Source organism: Arthrobacter pascens, assembly GCF_017052465.1.
In the GTDB taxonomy this organism is placed as follows: Bacteria; Actinomycetota; Actinomycetes; order Actinomycetales; family Micrococcaceae; genus Arthrobacter; species Arthrobacter pascens.
Genome location: NZ_JAFHKT010000111.1, coordinates 37,861 through 60,294, shown reverse-complemented (window position 1 = coordinate 60,294; position 22,434 = coordinate 37,861). Strand labels below are relative to the sequence as shown.

Sequence of the window (22,434 nt, the reverse complement as noted above, 5' to 3'; positions counted from 1 at the left end):
GCAGCTGTTGGATCCGCAGCACGGTACGTGGTGGAGGTTGATGAGAAGCCGCTGGGCACCGCAGGCATTGCGTTTCCAGAGCGCGGACCCGAAGTGTTCTACGCACTTCTGCCGGTTGGACGCGGTGCGGGACTGGCCACGGAGGCTGTCAGAGCCTTGACACAGTGGGCGGTGGAATCCGGCCACCCTGTAGTCCGCCTGCACACCATGGAAGGAAACCACGCCAGCGAGAACGTGGCCAAACGTGCCGGCTACACCCGGGCGGGCCAGGATACAGACGACGATGGAACTGTCGTCACCGTCTGGGTAAGTCAGTGAGTCGTAATAGAAGTGTTCCAACCCTGGGCGTGTGCATTTGAGCGCGGGGCTGGATCGAGTGCTTCCAGGGCTGCACCGGCCGCGATGCCGTAGGCCAGGTGCGGGACGACGTCGCTGAGCCAGTCCGTCCGGGACCACGTGCGGGGGTCTGTCACGCCGAGGGCCGTCATGGGGCCGTTGCCCACCACCAGGGCACCTGCCACAGCGGTAAGTGAGGTGCCAACCAGGCCGGGCCGGTAGCCGGCGGCACGGAGCCCACCGAGAGCCGCGCCGACGCTGACACCCGCCAGGATGCCCAGCAAAGGACCGACGCCGGCTATGCGGTTCGTGCGTTCCTCCTCGGCGCCCGGAATCGAAATGCCCGTCACGTCGGCCAGCTTCCGGACGGTGGCTTCCGGTGTGCTGCTGGCAGGCCGGCCCCGCCAGACCATGTCCAGGTACGTGACGGCGTTCAGCGCGGTGGTGCCCGCGGCGCCGGCCACCGCCCCGGCGGTCAAAGCCCCGATGGTGTTCATGCCGGCCGCTCCTGAGCCCTGGAATTTCCCGGCCATGATCCCTCCTGGCCCGTCCCTGCATGCTGACCATGTTGAATGTGGGCGCAAGCCCCTGGCGCCTTCTGCCATCGTGCCCCCGCGGGCTCCCCTGAGTAAACCCCTGAGTAAACCCCGGGTGTAAACCCCGGATGGAAGCCGACTTGACTCGCCTTCCCGGTGGCGAAGACCCCGGGCTGATTAGATGGAACCGGGGATGGACAAAGCGCGCGCCTGTGCGCCGCTGCACCAGAACGAGCCGCTGCACCTGAATGAGGAGGACACATGCGGGAATGGGCCAGGAACCATGGATTGCTGCTGGCGAACATCGCGCTGTTCCTCGTGTTTTTCGGGGCCATGATCTTCACCGGGGCCGCTGCCTACAGCGAGGACCAGGTAGCCCACGGCCAGGCTGCGGTGACCGTGGGGGAGTACCTGGGCACGGGTGCTTTCCTCGAGGCCACATTCGAGAACTGGGAATCGGAGTTCCTGCAGATGGGAATGTACGTAGTCCTCACGGCATATCTGTTCCAGAAGGGCTCGTCGGAGTCCAAGCCCGTCGGCAAGGCGGCGCCCCAGGACGAGGACCCGAGGACAGCGAAGAAGGGCCCTCACACTCCCTGGCCGGTCCGCCGGGGAGGCTGGGTCCTGAAGGTTTACGAACACTCGCTTTCAGGGCTATTCCTGCTCCTTTTCCTGGGATCGATCGCGCTGCACGCTGTGGGCGGTGCGGAGGCCTACAGCGAAGAGCAGCGGTCCCACGGCCAGCCAGCCGTGACTGTCCTCGAGTACCTCGGGACGTCGCAGTTCTGGTTTGAGTCGTTCCAGAACTGGCAGAGCGAGTTCCTCGCCGTGGCAGTCATCGTCGGGGCTTCGGTCTATTTGCGGGAGATCCGTTCCGCCGAGTCCAAGCCCGTCGCCGAGCCTCATTACGAGACGGGCAGCTGAGGCGGCCGGGACGGCGGGAAACTCCCACAACCGGTATGCTGGACGGGCGTCTGAAGCAGCCGTTCAGCGGCTATGTTCCGGCGTGCCCCAAGGTCTGGGCCCCGATTTGGGGGCGCCGCCGCGCAGGGTTTTTCCATCCTCCGCTTCTTAGCTTTGGGCCTAGCTGGAACGCCACGTAGCCGGAGACAGGAGGAGCAGATGCAACCCCATGCGCCTCTGCGCCTGTTACGCTCCCTGATCGTCACCGGCGTGATCGTCGGGTTGGCAGCCGGAGGCCACCTGTTCGGCGGCGGCAATCTTCCCGCGCCGATGATCACCGTGGCCCTGGCCGCGCTGGTGCTGGTCCCCGTCACCTGGCTGACGCGGCGCGAACTGTCCTTCACCACCCTGCTTGGCCTGCTTGGCGCCGGCCAGCTGGTGCTGCACGAGGCGTTCAGCACGCTGTCCGTCAGCGCCGTGTGCCAGACCCCGGTGACCGGCGGAAGCCACCTTCATGCGGGCACGTCCACCCTTCACTGCCTCCCGTCCGCTTCGGCAGGCGCTTCAGCAGGGATGGACGCCCACGCGGCGGCCGGCGCTGATCCGATGGCCATGCTGGCCGGCCACGTGCTGGCGGTGCTAGCCACGGCCTGGTTCCTGCGCCGCGGCGAGGCCTCATTGTGGCAGCTCCTGGCCTGGATCCGTCCCCTGGTCCACATTCTGCGCCCGGTCGCCATCCCCGTTGCGGGCCCCACGACCTTTGCCCGCAACCCCGTCTTCATCCCTGCGCCGTGGCGCAACCTGCGCCTGCACAGCCTCCGGGGACCGCCTGCCGCGGCCCTCCCGCGTGCCTTTCCCTGCTGACCCCGGAGGTTGCTGACTCCTCCCGAGGTTGTCTGACCCCTTAGGAGGTTGCAGGTGGGTGCGTGGGAAGCAGCTTTCCCCACACCCATGCGCCGTCCCCGCACATCGGCCGGCGCCAGCGAAAGGCAATACCACCATGAACACCCCAGCCCTCCACGCCCTCAAGACAAGCGCGGTTCTCGCCGCAACAGCCGGCCTGGCCATCCTCGGTGCCGGAGCCGCGTCCGCCCACGTGAACGTGGACCCCGCCTCAACCTCCGAGGGCGGCTACTCCCAGCTGACCTTCCGGGTTCCCAATGAGTCCGAGACGGCCAAGACGTCCAAGCTCACCGTCACGCTGCCGAGGGACACCCCCTTCACGTCCGTTTCGGTCAAGCCCATGGACGGCTGGAAGGCCGAGATCAAGGAAGCCGACCTTCCCAAGCCCGTAACGGCCAACGGTGCAACCATCACCAAGGCTGCCGCCACCGTGACCTGGACGGCCGACGCCGCCCACCAGATTTCACAGCACGAGTACCAGACGTTCTCCATTTCCGTGGGCCGGCTTCCTAAGGCGGGCACCACGGTGGTGCTGCCCGCCGCCCAGGCCTACACGGACGGCACTGTCGTGAACTGGAACCAGGCCGAAGTCGCCGGGCAGGCAGAGCCGGATCACCCGGCGCCGTCGTTCGTCACCACGGCACCGGCCGGCGAGCACGGCGCCGGTGCGCACGCCGCCGAGGCAGCGCCTGCCGCAGACACCACTCCGGCGTCCGCCACCTCGCCCGCGGAAGACTCCACGCCTGCCGCCCTGGGATGGGCCGGGCTTGGTGCAGGACTCCTGGGGCTGGCCGCCGGCGTGACCGCCCTGATGCGGACCCGGAGCGTCGCAAAGGGCTAGGACCCACCACTGTGGGGGATCGTTGCTGGGGGTGGCTGCAAGGTTATCCCAAGGTTTTCCTGACCGGCCGGGTCCATTATGGGGCAATCGCTCTTTGAAACACGCGGACGCCCACCAGGCAGAAACCTGACAGTCCAATGCATCGTCCATTCAAGAAGTACGACGCCGGTTCGGTCACCTCCCAAGGTGACCGGGCCGGCGTCGTACGTCTTCCGTTAACAGACACCGACGGCGGGAGTAGCGCCGGCGTTGCCGCCAGCCGTCCCGTCGAGCGGGCGGCCGCCCCGCACCCGTGGAGCAGATATGTGGCCCTGGGGGATTCGTTCACCGAAGGCGTGGGAGATCCCGAGCCGCGCAGCCCGGGCGGCCTGCGGGGCTGGGCGGACCGTGTGGCGGAGGAGCTGAGCGTGGGGCATGAGGATTTCGCCTACGCGAACCTGGCCGTGCGGGGCCTGTTGCTGGAGCAGATCCTGGACCAGCAGGCAGCGCCGGCGCTGGCCCTGAACCCGGACCTGATCACACTCTCAGGGGGCGGGAACGATCTTGTCTTCCGGGGCACCGATCCGGACAAGCTTGCCGCCAAGTTGGATGCCGGCGTGGAACGGCTGAGTGCCACGGGAGCGACGATCGTGCTGTTCGCCGGGCCTGACTGGGGAGGGACCCCGGTGATTGGGCACAACAGGGCGAAGATCGCCATCTTCAACGAGAACATCCGCACAGTTGCCCACCGGCACGACGCCGTGATCGCGGACCTGTGGGCGCTGCAGGAGCTCGCCGATCCGCGCATGTGGGATCCGGACCGGCTGCATTTTTCGCCGCTGGGGTACCACACCATCGCCAAGATGGTGTTGGACACCCTCAACGTCCCGCACACACTCCAGCCCAACCTGCCCAAAGACTTGCCGGAGAGCAGTTGGCGCCATGCCCGCGCCGAGGACCTGGTCTGGGCGCGCAACTACCTGGTCCCCTGGGTGCTGAAGCGGATCCGGCACCAGACGGAGGAGGAGCTCAGGGCCAAGAGGCCAGTGGCGGGACCGGTCTTCGGATCGGAACTGCCGGGTTAGAGTCCCAGGCCTCCGAGCTTGTCCCCGGGCCCGCCGGGAAGCTTCGGCGTGGCGTCCCTGGACAGCACCCAGATGTTCGTTCCGTCCTGGCGCGTGAACGTCACGGTCGTGACGAGGGCACGGATGAGCGCCAGGCCGCGGCCGGACTCGGCGTCTTCCGCGGGCATCCCCACTTCCGTCCCGTGGAGCTCGGGGTGGGCGGCGCCGAAGGCACTGATGGTGGCGGTCAGGCTCGACTGCCGGACGCTGATGTCCACGCCCAGTTCAACGGGGGCTGCGGATTCCGGCACGGCATGCTGGACCACGTTGGTGGCCGCCTCGATCACGGCCGTGGCAAACGTCATGCGGTCCATGTCCGGGACGAACGGCGCGTCATCCCACAGGCCGTCCAGCTCCGCGTGGACGGCCTCGACCGCCTCGGGCACAGCGCGGTCGCGAAAGGTCCGGCGGGCGAGGACGCTAGTCATCGCCGAACGCCTCGTCAGCGGAGGCATATGCAGTGAGGACGCGGTCCATGCTGGTCAGCTCCAGCACCATCTGGACCTGGGGCTGGACCACGGCTATGCGCAGGTCTCCGCCCGCCTGCCGGGCCACCTTCAGGCAGCCGATGAGCGCGCCAAGGCCGGAGGAATCCATGAACGGGGTCTCCCCAAGGTTGACCACGATGCGGCTGGAGCCGGAGGCCACCACGCCGGCCACGAACTCCCGCAGCTTCGGGGCGGAGACCATGTTGAGGCGTCCCGCCGCCCTGATTTCGGCGTATGAGTCCTTGACCTCATAGCTAAGTTCCACTGGTCTTCCTCTCGTCGATCAAACCCTCGGCCGGAACGGTGTCCGGTTCAAATCCCTTGTACAGGACAGCCCTGACCAGGATGCTCATCACGGTGATGTCATAGACCACCCAGGCCACGTTGACCAGCGTACCGATGGGTTCCGACAGGCCGGCGGCAAGGCGCGCCAGGCCCACCACCGCAGAAACCACCAGCAGCACGGAGACCACGATCTGCGGCCGGATCAGGCTCCAGCTGGGGCCGCCGGTCTGGCGGTCCTTCGGGGTGACGGCGAACCCCAGGGGGCGTCCGAACCAGACGTTCCGGGCCGCCGTCGTACACGCCTTGATCCACGTGGGAAACAGCGCGAGGCTGTACTGCTGCCCGCGCCAGGTTGGAATGCCGCGGCCCGCGACGGCGAACAGCAGCTGGTTGACCACCATGAACGGAATGAAGCGGATGAAAAAGTCGGTGCTGAGGCTGGTGACCGGCAGAACCCCGAGCAGCAGGTAGACAATGGGGGCGGCGAAGTAGATTACCGCGGCGAATCCGCTCAGATACGTCCACATGGTGGCGAAGTACATGAGCCGCTGGCCCCATTTGAGGCCGCGCTGCACCAGCGGGTTTTCGCGGAGCATCACCTGTATGGTGCCCTGCGCCCAGCGCAGGCGCTGCGTCAGCATGGTGGCCAGGTCCTCCGGAGCGAGGCCGTAGGCGAGGACTTCGTGGTGGTAGACGCTGCGCCACCCCATCCCGTGCATGCGCATGGCAGTGGCCATGTCCTCTGTCACGGAGATGGTGGCCAACGGCATGACGGGCTGGGCCTCGCCGGTGCGCTCCACCGACAGCGCATCCAGCACGGCCTGCACGGATTCGATGGCACCGAGCGGAGACCAGTCCCGGGCGGACATGCGTTTCACGGCATCGTCGGCCACCACGGGAACGCCCGACTCGCCCACATGCGCCAGTTCCATGGCGGCGATTTCCTCGAGGTCGGCCTGCAGCGCGGACACATCCGCCTGGACGAGTGCCTGGACGGCCTGGTCCACCCTCCGGCGGACCCGGTACGTGATCTCGCTGAGCGACTCGCCGCCGTCCAGCTGCTGCCGCGCCTCCCGGGTGGCGGCCTCCACCTCGTCGAGCATCTGCGCCACCAGCGGTGACGCGGAATCGGCCGACTTGCGCGCCTTGCGGATGGCCGACTGGGACGCCGCGAGGGCACGCCGGATGCTCTTTTCCGTCTCCTTGACGTAGCCCACGAGGCCAAGCTGCATGAGGGCCTCGCGGCGGAGGACGGCGTTGGAGCCGCAGAAGAACGCCGCGTTCCAGCCGTCCTTGCCCTGCTGGATGGGTCCGTAGAAGAGCGGCGCCTGGCTGCCCAGGGGATCGTCGGTGGGGACGTTGCTGAAGTACTGGGGTGTCTGCACCAGCGCCACGTCCCGGCTGTTGAAGTACCCCAGCGTCCGCTCGAGGATTTCCGGCTCGGGGATCTGGTCGGCGTCGAGAATCAGCAGGAACTCGCCCTCGGTGACCATCAGGGCGTTGTTGAGGTTCCCGGCCTTGGCGTGCCGGGGCATGTCCTTCCAGTCCTCGCTGCGCGTGACGTACCCCAGCCCGTGCTGCGCGGCGAGGCGGCGCAGCTCGGGGCGGGCGCCGTCGTCGAGAATCCAGGTGCTGTGCGGATGCCGGATGTGCTTCGCGGCGAGGGCGGTGGTCATCACCAGGTCCAGCGGCTCGTTGTAGGTGGTGATGAAGACGTCCACGGTGGCGCCGGGAGGTGCCGGGGGAGCACCCTCACGGAGCTTCAGGCGCCACACGGTCATGCCGAACAGTACGACGTCGATCAGGCTGTACGTCTCCGCCGCCACCAACGGCACCGCTATCCACCAGGCGTCCCAGTTCAGTGATTCCGCCCAGCGCCAGGCGACGTAGTTGATGCCGAGGACGATTGTCAGGACGACGATAAGCCGCGTCCAGAATCGGGTCACGGATGGGCTCCGCCTGCAAGGCGCCGCACCACCACGGCCGTAGCGTCATCCTCGGCGGTTTCCGCGGGGGCCAGCGCCAGCAGCGCGGCGCAGGTGGCCCCGGCCGTGGGCTGGTTGAGTGTTGCCTGCTGGACGGCTGCGGTGAAGTCCTCCAGGGAGGGAAAAGCGTCGAGTATCCCGTCGCTGACGATCACGAGTGAATCCCCGGGGGCAAGCTGCAGTTCCGCTTCCTGCCAGCGGGAGTCCGGCCAGGCCCCGACCGGCGGCCCGGCGGACTTGAGGCGCCGGACCTCACTGCCGGCCCCGACGTGAAGGGCCAGGCCGTGGCCGGCATCGACATAGTGGACCGTGCCGGACGCGGCGTCCACGCGTGCGTGGAACAGGGTGACGAAGGAGCCCAGGGCATCGAGGTCCGAAGCGATCGACTTGCTGGCAACCTTGAAGGCTGTGTCCAGGTCAGGCACGTAGCGCACGGAGCGCATCACGGCACGGGTGGTCGCAGCGACCAGGGCCGCGCCCATGCCCTTGCCCATCGCGTCGGCAAAGGTCAGGTGAAGGCCGTCGGGCATCTCGTACCAGTCGTAGAAGTCACCGCCCACGGCGCGGGACGGGCGGAACGCACCGGCGACGTCGAAACCCTCCAGCTGCACTTTTTCCTTGGGGAGCAGGCTCTGCTGCACCTCGCCGGCATGGATGAGGTCGCTCTGTGCCTGGGCATCCGCGGCAGGGGTGCGCGAGCGGCGGAACAGGGCATTGACGCGGGACTGGAATTCGCGGGGGCTGAACGGCTTGTTGATGTAGTCGTCGGCTCCACTGTCCAGGCCCGTCAGCTTGTCCAGTTCGTCCATCCGGGCGGTGAGCATGATGATGAAGGCTTCGGAGAATTCGCGCAGCTGCTTGCATACCTCAAGTCCATCCAGGTCGGGGAGGTTGAGGTCGAGTGTGACGAGGTCCGGCTTTGTTGCACGGACGGCCGCGATGCCCGCGAGGCCGTCGCCCGCCCCCGTTACCTCGAAGCCCTGTTTCTTGAGGATGCGGATGAGCAGGCCGCGGATATCCGGATCGTCTTCGATTACGACGGCACGGCGAAGCTCGGGGGAAGGCATGACTCCATTAAGTACTCTTGCGCCACACTTGTCACGCTGGAAGCAGCGTTCACACCAGCAACGCGTGTGCACTGGCCGGCTCAGGGGAGCGGGGCGGGGCAGAGAGTCTCGTTCGGTGAATTTTCGCCATTATGCGGAATTCTTGACCAAACGAAAGCGTTACCTCAGTAACGCCCCAAGCTGCTGGGGAGCCTGCGGGCGGCGAGGGAGAGGAAGAAGCGATGAACGCCGTCGGCCGCTTTACCCCCAGCGGTTCCGGCACGCGTCAGGCTCCGCACCCCTGGAGCCGGTACGTAGCCATGGGAGATTCGTTTACCGAAGGTGTGGGTGACCCCGAAGAGCGCAGCCCTAACGGTTTGCGCGGATGGGCAGACCGCGTGGCCGAGGAACTGAGCGCGGGCCACGAGGATTTCTCCTACGCCAACCTGGCCGTGCGCGGCCTGCTGCTCCAGGAGATCCTGGACCGGCAGACGGAGCCGGTCCTGGCGCTGAAGCCGGACCTCATTACACTTTCCGCCGGCGGAAACGACATGGTGTTCCACAACAGCAACCCGGACAAGCTTGCCGCACGGCTGGACGCCGGAGTGGAGCGGCTGAGCACCACCGGGGCCACCATCGTGCTCTTCACCGGGCCTGACTGGTGGCACACGCCCGTACTGGGCCGGAACCGGGCCAAGATCGCGATTTACAACGAGAACGTGCGCGCCATCGCCTACCGGCACCACTGCATCGTCGCCGACCTGTGGGCGCTGCGCGAACTGCGGGACCCGCAGATGTGGGACCCGGACCGGCTGCATTTCTCGCCGCTGGGCCACCACACCATCGCCATGATGGTGCTGGACACCCTGAACGTGCCCCACACCCTCCAGCCCCTCGAGCCGCGGGAACTGCCGGAGAGGAGCTGGCGGCAGGCCGGAGCCGGCGACCTGGTCTGGGCGAGGACCTACTTCCTGCCGTGGGTGCTGCGGTGGCTGCAGCAACAGCCGCCCATTATTCGGCGGAAATACGGGCCTCGGCCTGAGGTGCTGCGGCCGAAGCGGCCGGCGGCGGCGCCGGTGTTGCCTGCCGGACTGCGCTCGCAGAAGCGGCGGACGTTGCCGGCGGCCGGGACCGTGGGCCCGGACGCCCAATACAAGGACGGGCTCAAACAGGCCTAGGCACTGATCGCCACGCCCCCCCAGACAACGGGGGGGCTCTCCAAGGTTTTCTAAAGCTCGCCGACGCACGATGAATTGCTATTGCAGTTCCCGTGGGCCCGGTCATGAGTTGGATGCGGCTTTCACTGATTCCGGAACCCGGCGCTGCCCGATCCGGATGAGGAGACGTTCACTCCCCGACTGAACGGCGACAAAGATGCAAAAGACTCTCCGCTGGCTGAGCCAACTGATCGTTCTATCCGTCGCCGCCGCGGGAGCGTTGCTCGGCGCCGGCCCGGCCCAGGCTGCCACGGTCGGCACACCCAGCATCACGTATTCCGGTGTGAGCAACCCACCGACGGCGGACAAGCCGCAGAGCAAGCTGTGGTGGAACGACGGGTCGTGGTGGGCGAACATGTGGACCACCGGCAGCGGGTGGAGCATTTACCGGTTGGACCGGGGCGCCGCCACGTGGGTAGACACCGGGGTCCGGAGCGACACCAGGGGCACGACGTCGTCGGACACGCTGTGGGACGGGACCCACCTGTACATCGCCTCGAACGTGGTGACCCTTGGCAATTCCGCGGCCGGGCAGCCGGCGCGCCTGTACCGCTACAGCTACTCGGACGGCACGTACACGCTGGACAGCGGGTTCCCCGAGACCATCTCGAACAACAGCAGTGAGTCGCTGACCATTGCCCAGGATTCCACCGGCGCGCTCTGGGCCACCTGGACCCAGGTGGCCGGCGCCACCAGCACCGTCTTCGTCAACAGCTCCGTCCCGGGCGGCAGCGATTGGGGGGCTCCGTTCGTGGTGCCCGGGGCCGCGGACCCGAACCCGACGCCGGATGACCTCTCGGCCATCGTTGCCTTCAAAGGCGATGAAATCGGGATCATGTGGACCGACCAGGCCACGGGGACGGCGTACTGGGCGACCCACGAAGACGGTGAAAGTCCGCAGAGCGCCTCCTCATGGCAGATCAGGGAAGCCATCAAGGGCAACAAGCTGGTTGATGACCACCTGAATATCAAAACGCTCCAGGCCGACCCCACCGGCCGGGTCTACGCGGCCGTGAAGACCAGTTTCAATGACGGCTCGTCCGACCCGAACCTGGCCCAGCTGGTGCTGGTGGTTTTCAAACCCGCCACCGGCTCCTTTGAGCAGACCACGATTGCCCGGACCGGTGATTGCGTCTCCCGCCCGCAGATCATGCTCGACACCCAGAACAACCTGGTCCGTGCGTTCCACACCGCACCCTCCACTTCGGTCGCCGGCTGCACCTTCACCGGAGTGGCCGGAAGCATCTACGAAAAAACCGCCTCCATGGACAACCCCGTCTTCGAGAACGGCCGCGGCACGCCGGTGATCGAGGACGCGAACTCGGCGAACATGAACGACGTGACCAGCACCAAGCAGAGCGTGAACGCCGCGACCGGGCTGGTGGTCATGGCCAGCGACCACGTTGCCAAGCGCAACTGGTTCTCGGACCGCAGCCTCGGCACGGTGCCGCCCGACGGCACTGCGCCGGTCGCGTCATTCAGCGCCAATCCGACATCGGGCACGGCGCCTCTGACGGTGGCCTTCACGGATGCCTCCACCGGCGACCCGACCTCGTGGGCGTGGGAGTTCGGCGACGGCGAAACAGCCACCGCGCAGAACCCCTCCCACACCTACACCGCGGCCGGGACCTACACGGCAACGCTGACCGCGGCCAACGAAGCAGGCTCGTCAACGGCCACCACCACGATCACCGTCAGCCCGGCCGACCCCCCGGAACCGCCGCCCACGCCCTCCATCAACGGACCGGCCGACACCCTGGCCGCAGGACCGGACGGCGTGCTCTGGAACTACCCGGCCAACGGGGACGGCGGATTCCTGCCCCGCACCAGGATTGGCTCCGGCTGGAATGGTCTGAAGGACGGATTCGTCACGGACTGGAACCAGGACGGCGTGTTTGACCTGATCGCCCAGTGGGAAGACGGCCGCATGAGCTATTACGAGGGCAAGGCAACGGGAGGACTCGCCGCAGGACAGGTCATCGGCTCCGGCTGGGGCAGCTACCAGGTGACCGTGGGCCGCTGGCGCAGGGCTGACACCTACCCCGGCGTGGTGGCCTATGACGCCGCAGGTACCCTCTGGCACTATCCCAACACCACTGGCAGGACCCTGGGAAGCCGTATCAGAATCGGTGGCGGCTGGAAGGGGCTCTACATCACCATGGCCGAGTTCGACCAGGGCAGCACCCAGGACATCCTCGCCAAACGCAGCGACGGCAGCATGGTGCTGTACCGCTCAACCGGCTTCGGAACCTTCCAGCCCGGCCCCTATCCCGTCGTCGGCACCGGCTGGAACACCATCAACAGCATCACCAAGCTCGAAGGCTACCAAGGCGCCGGCACGTACGGGCTGATGTCCCGGCTCACCGACGGCCAGCTCGCCTACTACCCGATCCACAATGGGACCTGGGGCACCCGGACCATGGCGGGCGGCGGTTGGGGGGCCTACAAGATCTTCCGGTAACACGGATTGCCATCGCAGTCCCGGATCGGGCGCTCCCCGACCCGGATGAAAAGATACTTTTCACCGCCCAACAGAACGCCGAACAAAATGAAGAAGACCCTCCGCCGGCTGAGCCAATTGGTCGTCCTGTCCGTCGTCGTCGCGGGGGGCCTGGTGGGTATCTCCACCGCCGCCCAGGCGGCCACCGTCGGAACGCCGAGCATCACCTACTCGGGTGTCAATAATCCGCCGACGGCGGACAAACCGCAGAGCAAGCTGTGGTGGAACGACGGTTCCTGGTGGGCGAACATGTGGACCACCGGAAGCGGCTGGTCGATCTACCGGCTGGACCGGGGCACAGCCACCTGGGTGGACACCGGGGTCCGGACCGACAGCCGGGGTACCACGTCGTCGGACACGCTCTGGGACGGCATCCACCTGTATATCGCCTCCAATTACGTGACGACAGGCAGCTCCGTGACAGCCCAGGCCCGGTTGTACCGCTACAGCTATTCCGCCGGTACCTACACGCTGGACGTAAGTTTCCCCACCGTTATCTCGGGCAGCAGCAGCGAGACGCTGACCATTGCCCAGGACTCCACCGGCAAGATCTGGGCCACCTGGACGCAGACGACCGCCACCACCAGCACGGTCTACGTCAACCACTCCCTGCCTGGCGGCACCGGGTGGGGGACACCGTTCGTCGTGCCCGCGGCGGATCCGAACCCGACGCCGGACGACCTCTCGGCCATCATCGCCTTCAAAGGCGACGAAATCGGGGTCATGTGGACCGACCAGGCCACAGGAACGGCCTACTGGGCTACCCACAAGGACGGCGAGGATCCAGTGGCGGCCTCATCGTGGCAGGTGAAGGAAGCCATCACGGGAAACAAGATGGTCAATGATCATCTGAACATCAAATCGCTGCAGGCCGACCCCGCCGGACGGGTGTTCGCAGTAGTGAAAACCGCCCTCGACGAAGGCTTGCACGACCCTAATGCGGCCCAGCTGGTGCTGGTGGTGTTCAAGCCCGGCACGGGTTCCTTTGAGCAGACGGTGATTACCAGGGCCGCGGATTGTGTCTCCCGTCCCCAGATCATGCTCGACACCGCCAACAACCTGATTCGCGCGTTCCACACGGCGCCCTCGACCTCGGTGAGCGGCTGCGCCTTCAGCGGCGTTGCCGGCAGCATCTACGAAAAAACCGCTTCGATGGACAACCCCGTCTTCGAGAACGGCCGCGGCACGGTCGTCATTGAAGACGAAGCGTCCGCCAACATGAACGACGTCACCAGCACCAAGCAGAGCGTGAACGCTGCGACCGGGCTGGTGGTCATGGCCAGCGACCACGTCGCCAAGCGCTACTGGTTCTCGGACCGCAGCCTGGGCACCCCGCCAGATCCTTCGGCTCCGGTGACTTCATTTACTGCGACGCCGACCTCAGGCACGGCTCCCTTGACGGTGGTCTTCACGGACACCTCCACCGGCGGCCCGACGTCCTGGGCATGGGACTTCGGTGACGGGGAAACGGCAACCGCGCAGAACCCGTCCCACACCTACACCGCGGCCGGGACCTACACGGCGACGCTGACCGCCGCCAACGAAGCAGGCTCGACGTCGAGCACCACGACGATCACCGTCGACCCCACCCCGGACACGCCGCCCGCACCCTCCATCAACGGACCGGCCGACACCCTGGCCGCAGGACCGGACGGGGTGCTCTGGAACTACCCGGCCAATGGCAACGGCGGATTCCTGCCGCGCACCAGAGTCGGCTCCGGCTGGAACGGGCTGAAGGACGGATTCGTCACGGACTGGAACCAGGACGGCGTGTTCGACCTGGTCGCCCAATGGAAAGACGGCCGGATGAGTTATTACCAGGGAAAAACCACAGGAGGGTTCCTCCCAGTACAGACCATCGGCACCGGCTGGGGCAGCTACCAGGTGACGGTGGGCCGCTGGCGCAAGAGTGACACCTACCCCGGCGTGGTGGCCTATGACGCCGCGGGCACTCTCTGGCACTATCCCAACACCACAGGAAAGACCTTCGGAAGCCGCATCAGAATCGGTGGCGGCTGGAAGGGGCTTTACCTCACCATGGCCGACTACAACCGGGACAGCGCCCAGGACATCCTGGCTAAGCGCAGCGACGGCAGCCTGGTGCTGTACCGCTCAACCGGCTTGGGAACCTTCCAGCCCGGCCCGTACCCGGTCGTCGGTGGCGGCTGGAACAGCACCAACAGCATCACCAGGCTCGAAGGCTACCAAGGCGCCGGCACGTACGGGCTGATGGCCCGGCTGACCGACGGCAGGCTCGCCTACTATCCGATCCACAATGGAACCTGGGGAACCCGCACCATGGAGGGCGGTGGGTGGGGGGCCTACAAGATCTTCCGGTAGGCCGCTCCACGCAGTTTTTCCATCGACATGAATTGACCGGGTTAGACTGCGGGATGACAAAATTGGGGGCCGTAGGGGTCAGTTTACTGTTGGCGCTATCAATGGCGGGATGCAGCGGCGGAGGCCCTGCCTCCGGGGGTGCAGCATCCCAGCCGCCGGCAGCTTCCGGCAGTTCTTCCGCCACTCCCGCCACTTCCGCACCTGCACAAACGACGACGACGGCAGCGTCGCCGTCGTCCGTCCCCACTCCGACGCCCACGCCGGCCCTGGCCACCTTCACCACGCCGGACGGCTCCCTGAGTTTCACCTACCCGCCGGCGTGGAAGGTCACGGCGGTAGCGGGGCAAAGCGGTTCCTACGCCGTGACGGACGAGGCAGGTGCCACGCGTGCCACACTGCGGGACAAGCTGAAGAGCCTTCCGAACGTCAGTGTGCCCACCGGGCTGGACAGCGGCTTCCGGGCCCCCGTTCCCGGCGTCACGGGGCCGGACGGCAGGGAGGTTGAACTTGTTGTGCACGGGGTCTTCGGCCAAGCCCCGGGTGGCCAGGGCGCTATGTACGCGGTCAGCAGCATCAACGACCCCGAACCGATCGGGCGATCCGCCGTGGAAGTGACCCAGGGCGGCTACTACGTCAGTTTCAGCGGCTTCGTGCCGCTGCGGCGTGACGTAGAGACGCTGAGCAAGGAGGAACTGTTCAGCGCCGCTGCGGAGTTTGCGGGATCCGCCGCGTTCGGGGAAACCGCCAAGGTGCTCACGTCCCTGCGCCTCAACACGGACAGGGTGGTCAAGGCAGGCTGCCTCGGTGAGCGCTACCGGTACGAGAAGATCGCCGGACTCAGCTGTGAGGAGGCCATCGCCGTCCTGGCCCGCGTAGAAAAGACCGGCACCTTCCAGGGCGCCCGGAACATGGAAACCAGCGACTATGTCTGCTTCTACCCCAGCATCGTGGAGAGCCAGAACGGGCAGGCCGACGTCATCTGCCGGAGCAAGGCGTCCGAGGCGGTCTCGTTCGAAGCCTGGAAAAAGTAGCGGAGTTCAGGCCTCCAGCATAGATTTGACGGCCATTTTCCGCTCTGCCTGCCCGGCATGGCGCATACGGAATATGGATTTACAAGTGTTGTCATGATGTGTCTGCCGGCGTAGGATCCGAAACGTTATCGGTTTCCGGCGTCGCGGCCGCCGTTGACCTGTTTTCAGCGCAGGTGCTGGCCGGACCGGTTTGTTGCTTGCGCGTTTTCAGGAACGGAGCAAGCGAGATGACTTTCAACGATCGATTCACACAGCACACCACACCCAGGCACACCACGCCCCGGGCGCGGTCAGGCCGATTACCAAAGCCGGCGGCCCGGGCGGCTGCCGCGGCCGTCGCCGCGGCAGGGCTGGCCGCTGGATTCCTGACGGTCACGGCCCCGGCCCAGGCGGCGTCATCGAAGGGCTGTGTGGGTGGCGGATTCCAGGTTTTGGGGCAGGCCGGCGAGTTCGACGGCACAGTTGCTGCCCCGGGCAGCCGGTTCCTGGTCCAAGGCAAGTACGTCAGGTTCGAGGTGGACCCGGCGAACTTCGCGATTTACAACTACGGCTTCACCGGGGCCGCCAACGAACTGGACATCACCGGAGGCCGGGCGACGCCTGTCTATGCCAGCAAGATCCCGGACCACCGCGGGCTCGCGCTGACCAGCAGCATCACGCTGGAGGTCAAGGACGAGGAAATGACGCTGTTCCGGACGGGCACCGGCGGGCTGGCCATGAAGATCCAGGCCAAGGACTGCGCCCAGGGCGGGCTGTTCCAGATGGAACCCGAACGCGGCGACGAGACCCGGACCCGGATTGTGCACCGACTCGCCGCCGAAGCCTTCTACTTCGACAACCGCAACTTCCGCGCCCGGCTGGGTGATTTTGTCGGCTCCGCCTGTACCAGCGAGCAGACCGGGCCGCCGAGCCAGTTCTGCGTGCAGGTTCGGCCGCGGGTGAACATCGGCAACAGCGTCTCGGCCGAGTTTGCCGTCCGCGACAGCGCCCAGGTGGCCGAACGTGTCCCGCAGCCTGCCTGCGGCCCGGACTTCGCCAACAGCCTGGGCCTCCCGGAGACCCGAGACCACTGCGGCGGCATGTCCATCTGGGATGTGGCCAGCGGCGGCCGAATGGGCATGGTCACCGGTGAGGATGCCGTGGAAGTCGCCAACTCGCCGACCGACTGCGTGCAGGACTGCCAGGCCGAGAACCAGGTCCGCGGCCGGCTCGAGGTTCTTGGCTTCCCCTTCCCCGTAGCCGATGGCAGCCGACTGGCACCGCGGACCTCGACGGATGGACTTACCGCCCCGCTGACCCCGTAACCGGCAGCAGCTCTGGTCGCACGGAGCGCGCGGACTCAGCTTCATAGGGTTTGTCGGGTTTCCGCAAGGTGATTGAGTCAGGCTGTCGGTATCTGGTCGGGGGAGTTGAACCCGAAACTGCTTCGACCAGTACGCCGGGTGTGGCGGCGCTCCCCCCATCAATGCCACACCCGGCGGCCTTTTCATCCGGCGCCGCTCAAGCACCCGTCCAACGACGCAGCGTGCTGTTAATGAGGCCGATGAGCACGGCGGTCCACCAGCAGGTCTGGGAGACGGTGAGTGCAATCATGAGCCGAAGGCGCAGTCTGCGGGTCAGCTCGGTGAAGCGTGTGCTGGGCGGAAGCGCCAGCAGCAGGTGCATGGCCGGCGCGATGCTGAGGCCGTTCAGCATCAGTACCAGGACGCAAACGAGTTTGACCACTGTGACCAGGCTGGTTAGATCGGGATCGATGAGGGCACCGGAGATCAGCAGCAGGGCCAGGCCGCCCCAGATCAGCGGCTTCGCAGCGGCCTCAAGCTTCCCGGACGCGTGCATCTCCACCTTGCCAAACAGCCACAGCAATCCCAGCCAGTCGACCACGAGGATGGTGCCAAAGGACAGCACCAGAGCCAGGATATGAACGGCAAGCCCGATCCGGTGGAGTTCAGGTCCGCAGTCCACATAATGCCCGACGAGCACCGAAGCCAGCCATCCAGCCGTGCACAGCATTCCAAGCACGACCAACCGTTGCTTTTGGCGCCGCGTCAGTGATGCAGGCAGGCTTGCCGGCTGTGGCTGGGGTGGGCCGGTCCGGACCGGTGCCATGCCCATCATCGCGGGAACCCGTCAGCGGGCTGAACCCTGAAAAGCGGCGATGGTGTGGATGAAGTCATCATGATCCTTGATCCTCGACGGACGTTAGGCCTTCACTCCTTGGTCAGCTCGACGTCTTTGAACTCGACAGTCGTGCCCTTGGCCAGGGCGGGTGTGTCGGACTCCTCGCCGTGGCGGTTGAACGTCGGGACGCCGAGGGTGGCGCGCAGTGTGTAGGTCCCGGCCTCGGGCACGGTGAAGTTGTTGGCGTAGTGGTAGAAGGTCGAGTAGTAGAAGTTCAGGTCCAGCTTCTGCACGACTTTGTCCTTTGCGTCGACCACTTCCAGTGTGATCGGCACGTTGGGGACGATCCGGCCGGTCGAGGTTTCGGTCGGAATGATCTCGATGTGATGGGTCTCGCCAGCCTTCGGTGCGCGGAAATGTGCGCCGTGCTTGTCGAACCATGGTTCGGCAGCCTCGGTGATCAGGTTGACGGTCCATTCTCCGGACTCGACTGTTTTGCCCTTTTCGGCGATCTCATCGGCGAGCACCTGGTACTGCTCCTGAACGCCGGCCGGGACGGCGAAACCATCGTCCTTTGTGGCGGCCTGGGCGCCACATCCAGTGAGTGCAGCGAGGACAAGCGGGACGGACAGGACGGTCAGGGTGGCACGAAGCATCGTAAATCCTTAGTAACTGTTGGGGAGAGGAGGTGCGGTGTTGCGGGGAGCCCAGGGGATGGCGGCGACTGCGCTGGCGCGCACCTTAGGGCACCGCCGCCCCCGCAGTGCACCTTGGCTCGTGAGAGCGAGGTAAGGCTCACCTAACTGAGAAGATTACCCAGTATCGCTAATTATGCAAATGTTTCGTGCGCTAATTGCGCGCACGTTACGCGGGTGAACCTGACACGCGAGACGCGGCTGGTCTTGTGGAGGTGGACCCGCAGCGAGGGCCTCCCGCCGGCAAGGCCTGCTACTCCTCGATCTTCAACTACCCGGCCCTGACCCGGGCGGACATGGGTGCGATTGGCTGGCTGGTTGACGGTGCGAGGCCCTCGGGAACTACGCTGGAGGTAACCGTGGGAGCGGAGAGCGGTGTCCCGCAACAGGACTTGGAAGGACGTGCCATGGCCGGTTTCGAGGCAGGTGCCGCCCTCTTTGATCGGGTGGCACTGATCTTCAATCCGACCAAGGCCGGTATGGCCGACCGGATCCGCGATCTACAGCGGGATCTGGCCGCCGAACTGTCGGATTGGCAGGTTGACCTGCTGCCGACGGAGTATGCGGGGCACGCCCGAGATCTTGCGCGGTCCGTGGCCGCGGTAGGGTCCCCGCTGATAGTCTCTGTCAGCGGCGACGGCGGGTACAACGAGGTGGTCAACGGGGTGATGGACGTTCCCGCCAGCAGTGCGGTGTGCACTGTGCTTCCAGCAGGCAACGCCAATGATCATCACAGGAGCATGCCGGCAAGACCGTTGATGGAGGCGATCCGCGAAGGGCGGGTCCATCGTATCGACCTGTTGCGCATAACGTTTGGCGGGGCGCATTGGGGGCAAGTCCAATACGCCCACTCCTATGTGGGGTTCGGGCTTACGCCGCTGATGGCCATCGGCATCGAGCAGGGCGGAAAGGGAAAGTTCCTCGAACTCGTGTCCGTCGCTCGGACGCTCTCTCATTTGAGGCCGTTCGAGCTCGTTCGGGCAGACGGAGCCACCGCTACGTTCGACAGCCTGATCCTGGCCAACATTTCGCGAATGGCCAAGTATGGGACGGTCAGCGAGTCAGACGATCCCGACGACGGTCTGTTCGAGGTAGTGACCCTTCCCCACTCCGGGCGCTGGAAGATGGCGCTAATGACCCTTCGGGCCGTGACGCTGGGGCTCGGGAATCAACCCAGTGTCAGCAGTTACGCCTTTACCACGCGGAACGCTGTCCCCTGCCAGATTGACGGCGAAGTCAGGCATCTCCCCGCGGCCACCCAAGTCCTGGTGGAAAGCGCAAAGGGCGCACTTGCCATTATCTGACGCCGGGCGGGCCGCCTGAAATAGAAGCCCGCGCTCTATTTTCCAACTCCCCGCAGGGGCATAGGCTCCAGCCATGGCTTCCATCATCGTGTGCAGCGCTCCCCATGACGGCCACGTTTCACCGATGCTGGGGGTGGCGCGGCGGCTGATCGCCCGCGGGCACCGGGTCCGGTTCCTGACCGGACCAAAGTACGCAGAGGCCGTCCGGTCTGCCGGCGCCGAGTTCCTGCCGCTCGGGCCAGGGGCGGACGAGCCGCCGAAGTCCACTGACGCCACGGGCATGCAGGCAATCCGCGACGGTGTGCGGCTGCTGGTCGTCGACCCAGCCCGGGGCCAGTACGAGCCGCTGATGGCCGCGGTCGCGGCCGAGCCGACGGACGCCGTGCTGGCGGAGATAAGCTTCATGGCGGCGTCCATCCTTTCCCGGCAGCCCCGGGAGAGCCGGCCACCGGTGATAGCCTGCGGAATCCTGCCGCTGACCCTCTCCAGCCGGGACTGCGCACCCTTCGGGATGGGGCTGAATCCGGGCAAGGGGCCGCTGTCGCGGCTGCGGAACAGGGCCCTCAACTGGTTCGTGGCCAACGTGGCGCTCAAGGACACGCAGCGGCAGGTGAATGAGAAGATGCGCGAGCTCGGGGGAGTGGAGCCCGACGGTTCGTTCTTCCTCGACTGGGCACGCAAAGGCTGACCTCTTCGCCCAGTTCACGGTGGAGGAGTTTGAGTATCCGCGTTCGGATGCGCCGGACAACCTGCGCTTTTTCGGGCCGATGGCCCGGCACGGGGTTTCGGGAGGCGCGAAGCCGGACTGGTGGGAGGACCTGGACGGCGCGCGGCCGGTGGTGTACGTGACGCAGGGAACCGTCTCGAATGAGGACTTCACTGCCCTGGTGGGACCCACGCTCGAGGGGCTTGCCGACGAGGACGTCACCGTGGTGGTCAGCAGCGGCCGCCGCCCGTTGGCCGCGCTTCCTCCGCTCCCGGCCAATGCCCGCGCCGCGGAATTCCTCCCGGATGCGGAGCTCCTGCCGAAGGTGGCCGTCTACGTCACGAACGGCGGTTACGGCGGCCTGCATTACGCGATGGAAAACGGCGTGCCCATTATGGTTGCCGGGGATACCGAGGACAAGCCGGAGGGTGCAGCGCGGGTGGCATGGGCCGGCGCGGGCATCAACCTCAAGACGGGCCGGCCGAAGCCGGAGGCCATCCGCGACGCCGTGCAAAAAGTCCTCAGCGACGGCCGCTACCGGGCCGCGAGCCAGCACATCGGGGCGGCGATTGCCGCTTCCCCTGGTGTGGACGGGCTCATCGATGAGCTGGAAGCAGTTCTGCGCTAGGCGCGTCTGTACCGCAACGGATACTCCATGCTGGCCCTCGCTGTGTGAAGACTTGTCCTGGTACTGGCGTGGGGAGCTGGTTGGGGGTGCCGAGAGCGCGGTAGTCCCAACCGGCGGCGCGGTAAGCCTCGGCATCGAGTGCGTGCCGGCCGTCGACAATGTTGCGCAGCCGGACCAGGGCCCCGAGTGTGGTGGGGTCGGCGCGGCGGAAGAGGTCCCATTCGGTGAGGAGAGCAACGATTTCGGCTCCGGATACGGCGGCTTCGAGGGTTCCGGCGTAGGTGAGCTCGGGATAGCTGCGGCGGGCGTTGTCCATGGCTTTGGGGTCGTACACGGTGACTTTGGCTCCAGCCTGGTGGAGCATGCGGGCGACGTCGAGGGCGGGAGCGTCGCGGATGTCGTCGGAGTCGGGTTTGAACGCGGCTCCGAGGACGGCGACGTGGACGCCGGTGAGGTCGCCGCAGGCCATTTCGGTGATGAGGTCCACCGTGCGCTGGCGGCGGCGCTGGTTGATGGCGTCGACTTCCTGGAGGAAGCCGACGGCCTGCCCGACGCCCAGTTCCTTGGCACGGTGCGTGAAGGCGCGGATGTCCTTGGGTAGGCAGCCGCCGCCGAAGCCGAGGCCGGGTTTGAGGAAGCGGCCGCCGATGCGGTTGTCATAGGAGAGGGCTGCGGCGAGTTGGTTGACGTCGGCGCCGGTGGCTTCGCAGATCTCGGCCATGGCGTTGATGTAGGAAATCTTGGTGGCGAGGTAGGAGTTAGCGGCGGACTTAACGAGTTCGGAGGTCGCGAGGTCGGTCACCACCACCGGCACGCCGTCCGCGATGATCGGCGCATAGCAGGCGGCGAGGAGCGTCCGGGCGCGTTCGGTGGCGGCGCCGAAGACCAGCCGGTCCGGGTGCAGGGTGTCCTCGACGGCGTGGCCTTCCCGCAGGAATTCGGGGTTCCACGCGAGTTCGGCGTGGGTGCCGGCCGGGGCATTGCGGTGCAGGTATGCGGTGAGGCCTTGGGCGGTGCCGACCGGAACCGTGGACTTTCCAACGACGAGGCAGTCACTGTGAAGGTGCGGGGCCAGCAGGGCCAGGGCGGCATTGAGATAGCGCAGGTCCGCGGCCGGTGAGTCGGGTTCCTGCGGGGTGCCGACACAGAGGAAGTGGATGTCGGCGCCGCTGGCGGCCGAGTAGTCGGTGGTAAAGCTCAGCCGGCCGGTGTCGAGCATCCGGCGAAGCAGTTTGTTCAGTCCTGGTTCGTAGAACGGCAGCTGCCCGGTGGCGAGGGAGCGGATCTTCTCGCCGTCGACGTCGATGCCCACCACTCGGTGGCCCAGCATCGCCATGCAGACCGCGTGCGTGGCCCCGAGGTAACCGGTCCCGATCACGGACAGGGAAAGGCTTTCGGCGGCTCCTGATCCTGCCGGGGCTGATGGTGCGGCCATGGCCGCGGTTGACGGAATGTTCATGTCAGGC

General features: G+C 66.4%; 20 protein-coding genes and 1 pseudogene. 13 read left to right on the top strand and 8 right to left on the bottom strand.

Annotation, left to right across the window (positions count from 1 at the left end; translation table 11 throughout):
* Positions 1-318: pseudogene (locus JYA52_RS04050) on the top strand (GNAT family N-acetyltransferase); the annotation flags it as partial.
* Here JYA52_RS04050 and JYA52_RS04045 read toward each other — a convergent pair.
* Positions 312-869 carry a hypothetical protein gene (locus JYA52_RS04045; RefSeq protein ID WP_205651918.1) on the bottom strand — a complete coding sequence of 186 codons (558 nt, stop codon included), beginning with the start codon at positions 867-869 and terminating at the stop codon, positions 312-314. The pseudogene JYA52_RS04050 and the gene JYA52_RS04045 overlap by 7 nt on opposite strands.
* Before the next feature lie 264 nt (positions 870-1,133).
* Between JYA52_RS04045 and JYA52_RS04040 the strand changes: the two genes are divergently transcribed.
* The 4 genes from JYA52_RS04040 (at position 1,134) to JYA52_RS04025 (ending at position 4,583) form a co-directional block, all read left to right on the top strand.
* Positions 1,134-1,796, top strand: coding sequence for a DUF6766 family protein (locus JYA52_RS04040; RefSeq protein ID WP_205651917.1), 663 nt, complete (start codon positions 1,134-1,136; stop codon positions 1,794-1,796).
* A gap of 198 nt (positions 1,797-1,994) precedes the next feature.
* Positions 1,995-2,639: a hypothetical protein gene (locus JYA52_RS04035; RefSeq protein ID WP_240459932.1), complete on the top strand. Its 645-nt coding sequence runs from the start codon at positions 1,995-1,997 to the stop codon at positions 2,637-2,639.
* 136 nt (positions 2,640-2,775) lie between these two features.
* Positions 2,776-3,519, top strand: a complete 744-nt coding sequence (locus JYA52_RS04030) for a YcnI family copper-binding membrane protein (protein ID WP_205651916.1) — start codon at positions 2,776-2,778, stop codon at positions 3,517-3,519.
* A gap of 137 nt (positions 3,520-3,656) precedes the next feature.
* Positions 3,657-4,583: an SGNH/GDSL hydrolase family protein gene (locus tag JYA52_RS04025; RefSeq protein ID WP_205651915.1), complete on the top strand. Its 927-nt coding sequence runs from the start codon at positions 3,657-3,659 to the stop codon at positions 4,581-4,583.
* Here the strand turns inward: JYA52_RS04025 and JYA52_RS04020 are convergent.
* Genes JYA52_RS04020 through JYA52_RS04005 form a run of 4 tightly spaced genes read right to left on the bottom strand, consistent with a single transcriptional unit; the run spans position 4,580 to position 8,447 of the window.
* On the bottom strand, positions 4,580-5,050 hold the full coding sequence (locus tag JYA52_RS04020; protein WP_205651914.1) for an ATP-binding protein: 471 nt from the start codon (positions 5,048-5,050) through the stop codon (positions 4,580-4,582). The two genes, JYA52_RS04025 and JYA52_RS04020, sit on opposite strands and share 4 nt — an antisense overlap.
* Positions 5,043-5,375 (bottom strand): STAS domain-containing protein, encoded by a 333-nt coding sequence (locus JYA52_RS04015; RefSeq protein WP_205651913.1) that lies wholly within the window; start codon positions 5,373-5,375, stop codon positions 5,043-5,045. Before JYA52_RS04015 ends, JYA52_RS04020 begins: the two co-directional genes overlap by 8 nt.
* Complete coding sequence (locus tag JYA52_RS04010) at positions 5,365-7,341, bottom strand: glycosyltransferase family 2 protein (protein ID WP_205651912.1); 1,977 nt, start codon at positions 7,339-7,341, stop codon at positions 5,365-5,367. Before JYA52_RS04010 ends, JYA52_RS04015 begins: the two co-directional genes overlap by 11 nt.
* Positions 7,338-8,447, bottom strand: a complete 1,110-nt coding sequence (locus tag JYA52_RS04005) for a PP2C family protein-serine/threonine phosphatase (RefSeq protein ID WP_205651911.1) — start codon at positions 8,445-8,447, stop codon at positions 7,338-7,340. Before JYA52_RS04005 ends, JYA52_RS04010 begins: the two co-directional genes overlap by 4 nt.
* Positions 8,448-8,668: 221 nt before the next feature.
* Here JYA52_RS04005 and JYA52_RS04000 point away from each other — a divergent pair, with 221 nt between their 5' ends.
* The 5 genes from JYA52_RS04000 to JYA52_RS03980 all read left to right on the top strand — a co-directional run bounded on the left by JYA52_RS04000 (position 8,669) and on the right by JYA52_RS03980 (position 16,818).
* The gene (locus tag JYA52_RS04000) at positions 8,669-9,604 is read left to right on the top strand and encodes an SGNH/GDSL hydrolase family protein (protein ID WP_240459931.1); all 936 of its coding nucleotides are present in this window, start codon (positions 8,669-8,671) and stop codon (positions 9,602-9,604) included.
* A 196-nt stretch (positions 9,605-9,800) separates the two neighbouring features.
* Positions 9,801-12,104: a PKD domain-containing protein gene (locus JYA52_RS03995; RefSeq protein ID WP_205651910.1), complete on the top strand. Its 2,304-nt coding sequence runs from the start codon at positions 9,801-9,803 to the stop codon at positions 12,102-12,104.
* Positions 12,105-12,191: 87 nt separating this feature from the next.
* A complete protein-coding gene (locus JYA52_RS03990; RefSeq protein WP_205651909.1) occupies positions 12,192-14,483 on the top strand; it encodes a PKD domain-containing protein in 2,292 nt (763 codons plus the stop codon).
* 101 nt (positions 14,484-14,584) lie between these two features.
* Positions 14,585-15,514 (top strand): hypothetical protein, encoded by a 930-nt coding sequence (locus JYA52_RS03985; protein WP_205651908.1) that lies wholly within the window; start codon positions 14,585-14,587, stop codon positions 15,512-15,514.
* Between the two features lie 227 nt (positions 15,515-15,741).
* Positions 15,742-16,818, top strand: a complete 1,077-nt coding sequence (locus tag JYA52_RS03980) for a hypothetical protein (RefSeq protein ID WP_240459930.1) — start codon at positions 15,742-15,744, stop codon at positions 16,816-16,818.
* A gap of 196 nt (positions 16,819-17,014) precedes the next feature.
* Here JYA52_RS03980 and JYA52_RS03975 read toward each other — a convergent pair whose 3' ends face one another.
* Both JYA52_RS03975 and JYA52_RS03970 read right to left on the bottom strand, forming a co-directional pair.
* Positions 17,015-17,527 (bottom strand): hypothetical protein, encoded by a 513-nt coding sequence (locus JYA52_RS03975; protein ID WP_205651925.1) that lies wholly within the window; start codon positions 17,525-17,527, stop codon positions 17,015-17,017.
* Between the two features lie 197 nt (positions 17,528-17,724).
* Entirely contained in the window at positions 17,725-18,291 is a 567-nt protein-coding gene (locus JYA52_RS03970) for an iron transporter (RefSeq protein WP_205651907.1), read from the bottom strand.
* Positions 18,292-18,737: 446 nt separating this feature from the next.
* Between JYA52_RS03970 and JYA52_RS03965 the strand changes: the two genes are divergently transcribed.
* From JYA52_RS03965 to JYA52_RS03955, 3 genes are all read left to right on the top strand, one after another.
* Positions 18,738-19,634 (top strand): diacylglycerol/lipid kinase family protein, encoded by an 897-nt coding sequence (locus tag JYA52_RS03965; protein WP_205651924.1) that lies wholly within the window; start codon positions 18,738-18,740, stop codon positions 19,632-19,634.
* A 73-nt stretch (positions 19,635-19,707) separates the two neighbouring features.
* Positions 19,708-20,322 carry a glycosyltransferase gene (locus JYA52_RS03960; RefSeq protein ID WP_205651906.1) on the top strand — a complete coding sequence of 205 codons (615 nt, stop codon included), beginning with the start codon at positions 19,708-19,710 and terminating at the stop codon, positions 20,320-20,322.
* 19 nt (positions 20,323-20,341) lie between these two features.
* Positions 20,342-20,968, top strand: coding sequence for a glycosyltransferase (locus tag JYA52_RS03955; RefSeq protein WP_307869305.1), 627 nt, complete (start codon positions 20,342-20,344; stop codon positions 20,966-20,968).
* Here the strand turns inward: JYA52_RS03955 and JYA52_RS03950 are convergent.
* Positions 20,937-22,427, bottom strand: a complete 1,491-nt coding sequence (locus JYA52_RS03950) for a UDP-glucose dehydrogenase family protein (protein WP_205651904.1) — start codon at positions 22,425-22,427, stop codon at positions 20,937-20,939. The two genes, JYA52_RS03955 and JYA52_RS03950, sit on opposite strands and share 32 nt — an antisense overlap.
* Between the last annotated feature and the right edge of the window lie 7 nt (positions 22,428-22,434).

Excerpts from the sequence above, each read along its gene's own strand:
- JYA52_RS04045 (WP_205651918.1), bottom strand. The coding sequence starts at position 869 with ATGGCCGGGAAATTCCAGGGCTCAGGAGCGGCCGGCATGAACACCATC.
- JYA52_RS04040 (WP_205651917.1), top strand. The coding sequence starts at position 1,134 with ATGCGGGAATGGGCCAGGAACCATGGATTGCTGCTGGCGAACATCGCG.
- JYA52_RS04035 (WP_240459932.1), top strand. The coding sequence starts at position 1,995 with ATGCAACCCCATGCGCCTCTGCGCCTGTTACGCTCCCTGATCGTCACC.
- JYA52_RS04030 (WP_205651916.1), top strand. The coding sequence starts at position 2,776 with ATGAACACCCCAGCCCTCCACGCCCTCAAGACAAGCGCGGTTCTCGCC.
- JYA52_RS04025 (WP_205651915.1), top strand. The coding sequence starts at position 3,657 with ATGCATCGTCCATTCAAGAAGTACGACGCCGGTTCGGTCACCTCCCAA.
- JYA52_RS04020 (WP_205651914.1), bottom strand. The coding sequence starts at position 5,050 with ATGACTAGCGTCCTCGCCCGCCGGACCTTTCGCGACCGCGCTGTGCCC.
- JYA52_RS04005 (WP_205651911.1), bottom strand. The coding sequence starts at position 8,447 with ATGCCTTCCCCCGAGCTTCGCCGTGCCGTCGTAATCGAAGACGATCCG.
- JYA52_RS04000 (WP_240459931.1), top strand. The coding sequence starts at position 8,669 with ATGAACGCCGTCGGCCGCTTTACCCCCAGCGGTTCCGGCACGCGTCAG.
- JYA52_RS03995 (WP_205651910.1), top strand. The coding sequence starts at position 9,801 with ATGCAAAAGACTCTCCGCTGGCTGAGCCAACTGATCGTTCTATCCGTC.
- JYA52_RS03990 (WP_205651909.1), top strand. The coding sequence starts at position 12,192 with ATGAAGAAGACCCTCCGCCGGCTGAGCCAATTGGTCGTCCTGTCCGTC.
- JYA52_RS03985 (WP_205651908.1), top strand. The coding sequence starts at position 14,585 with ATGGCGGGATGCAGCGGCGGAGGCCCTGCCTCCGGGGGTGCAGCATCC.
- JYA52_RS03980 (WP_240459930.1), top strand. The coding sequence starts at position 15,742 with ATGACTTTCAACGATCGATTCACACAGCACACCACACCCAGGCACACC.
- JYA52_RS03975 (WP_205651925.1), bottom strand. The coding sequence starts at position 17,527 with ATGCTGTGCACGGCTGGATGGCTGGCTTCGGTGCTCGTCGGGCATTAT.
- JYA52_RS03970 (WP_205651907.1), bottom strand. The coding sequence starts at position 18,291 with ATGCTTCGTGCCACCCTGACCGTCCTGTCCGTCCCGCTTGTCCTCGCT.
- JYA52_RS03965 (WP_205651924.1), top strand. The coding sequence starts at position 18,738 with ATGGCCGGTTTCGAGGCAGGTGCCGCCCTCTTTGATCGGGTGGCACTG.
- JYA52_RS03960 (WP_205651906.1), top strand. The coding sequence starts at position 19,708 with ATGGCTTCCATCATCGTGTGCAGCGCTCCCCATGACGGCCACGTTTCA.
- JYA52_RS03950 (WP_205651904.1), bottom strand. The coding sequence starts at position 22,427 with ATGAACATTCCGTCAACCGCGGCCATGGCCGCACCATCAGCCCCGGCA.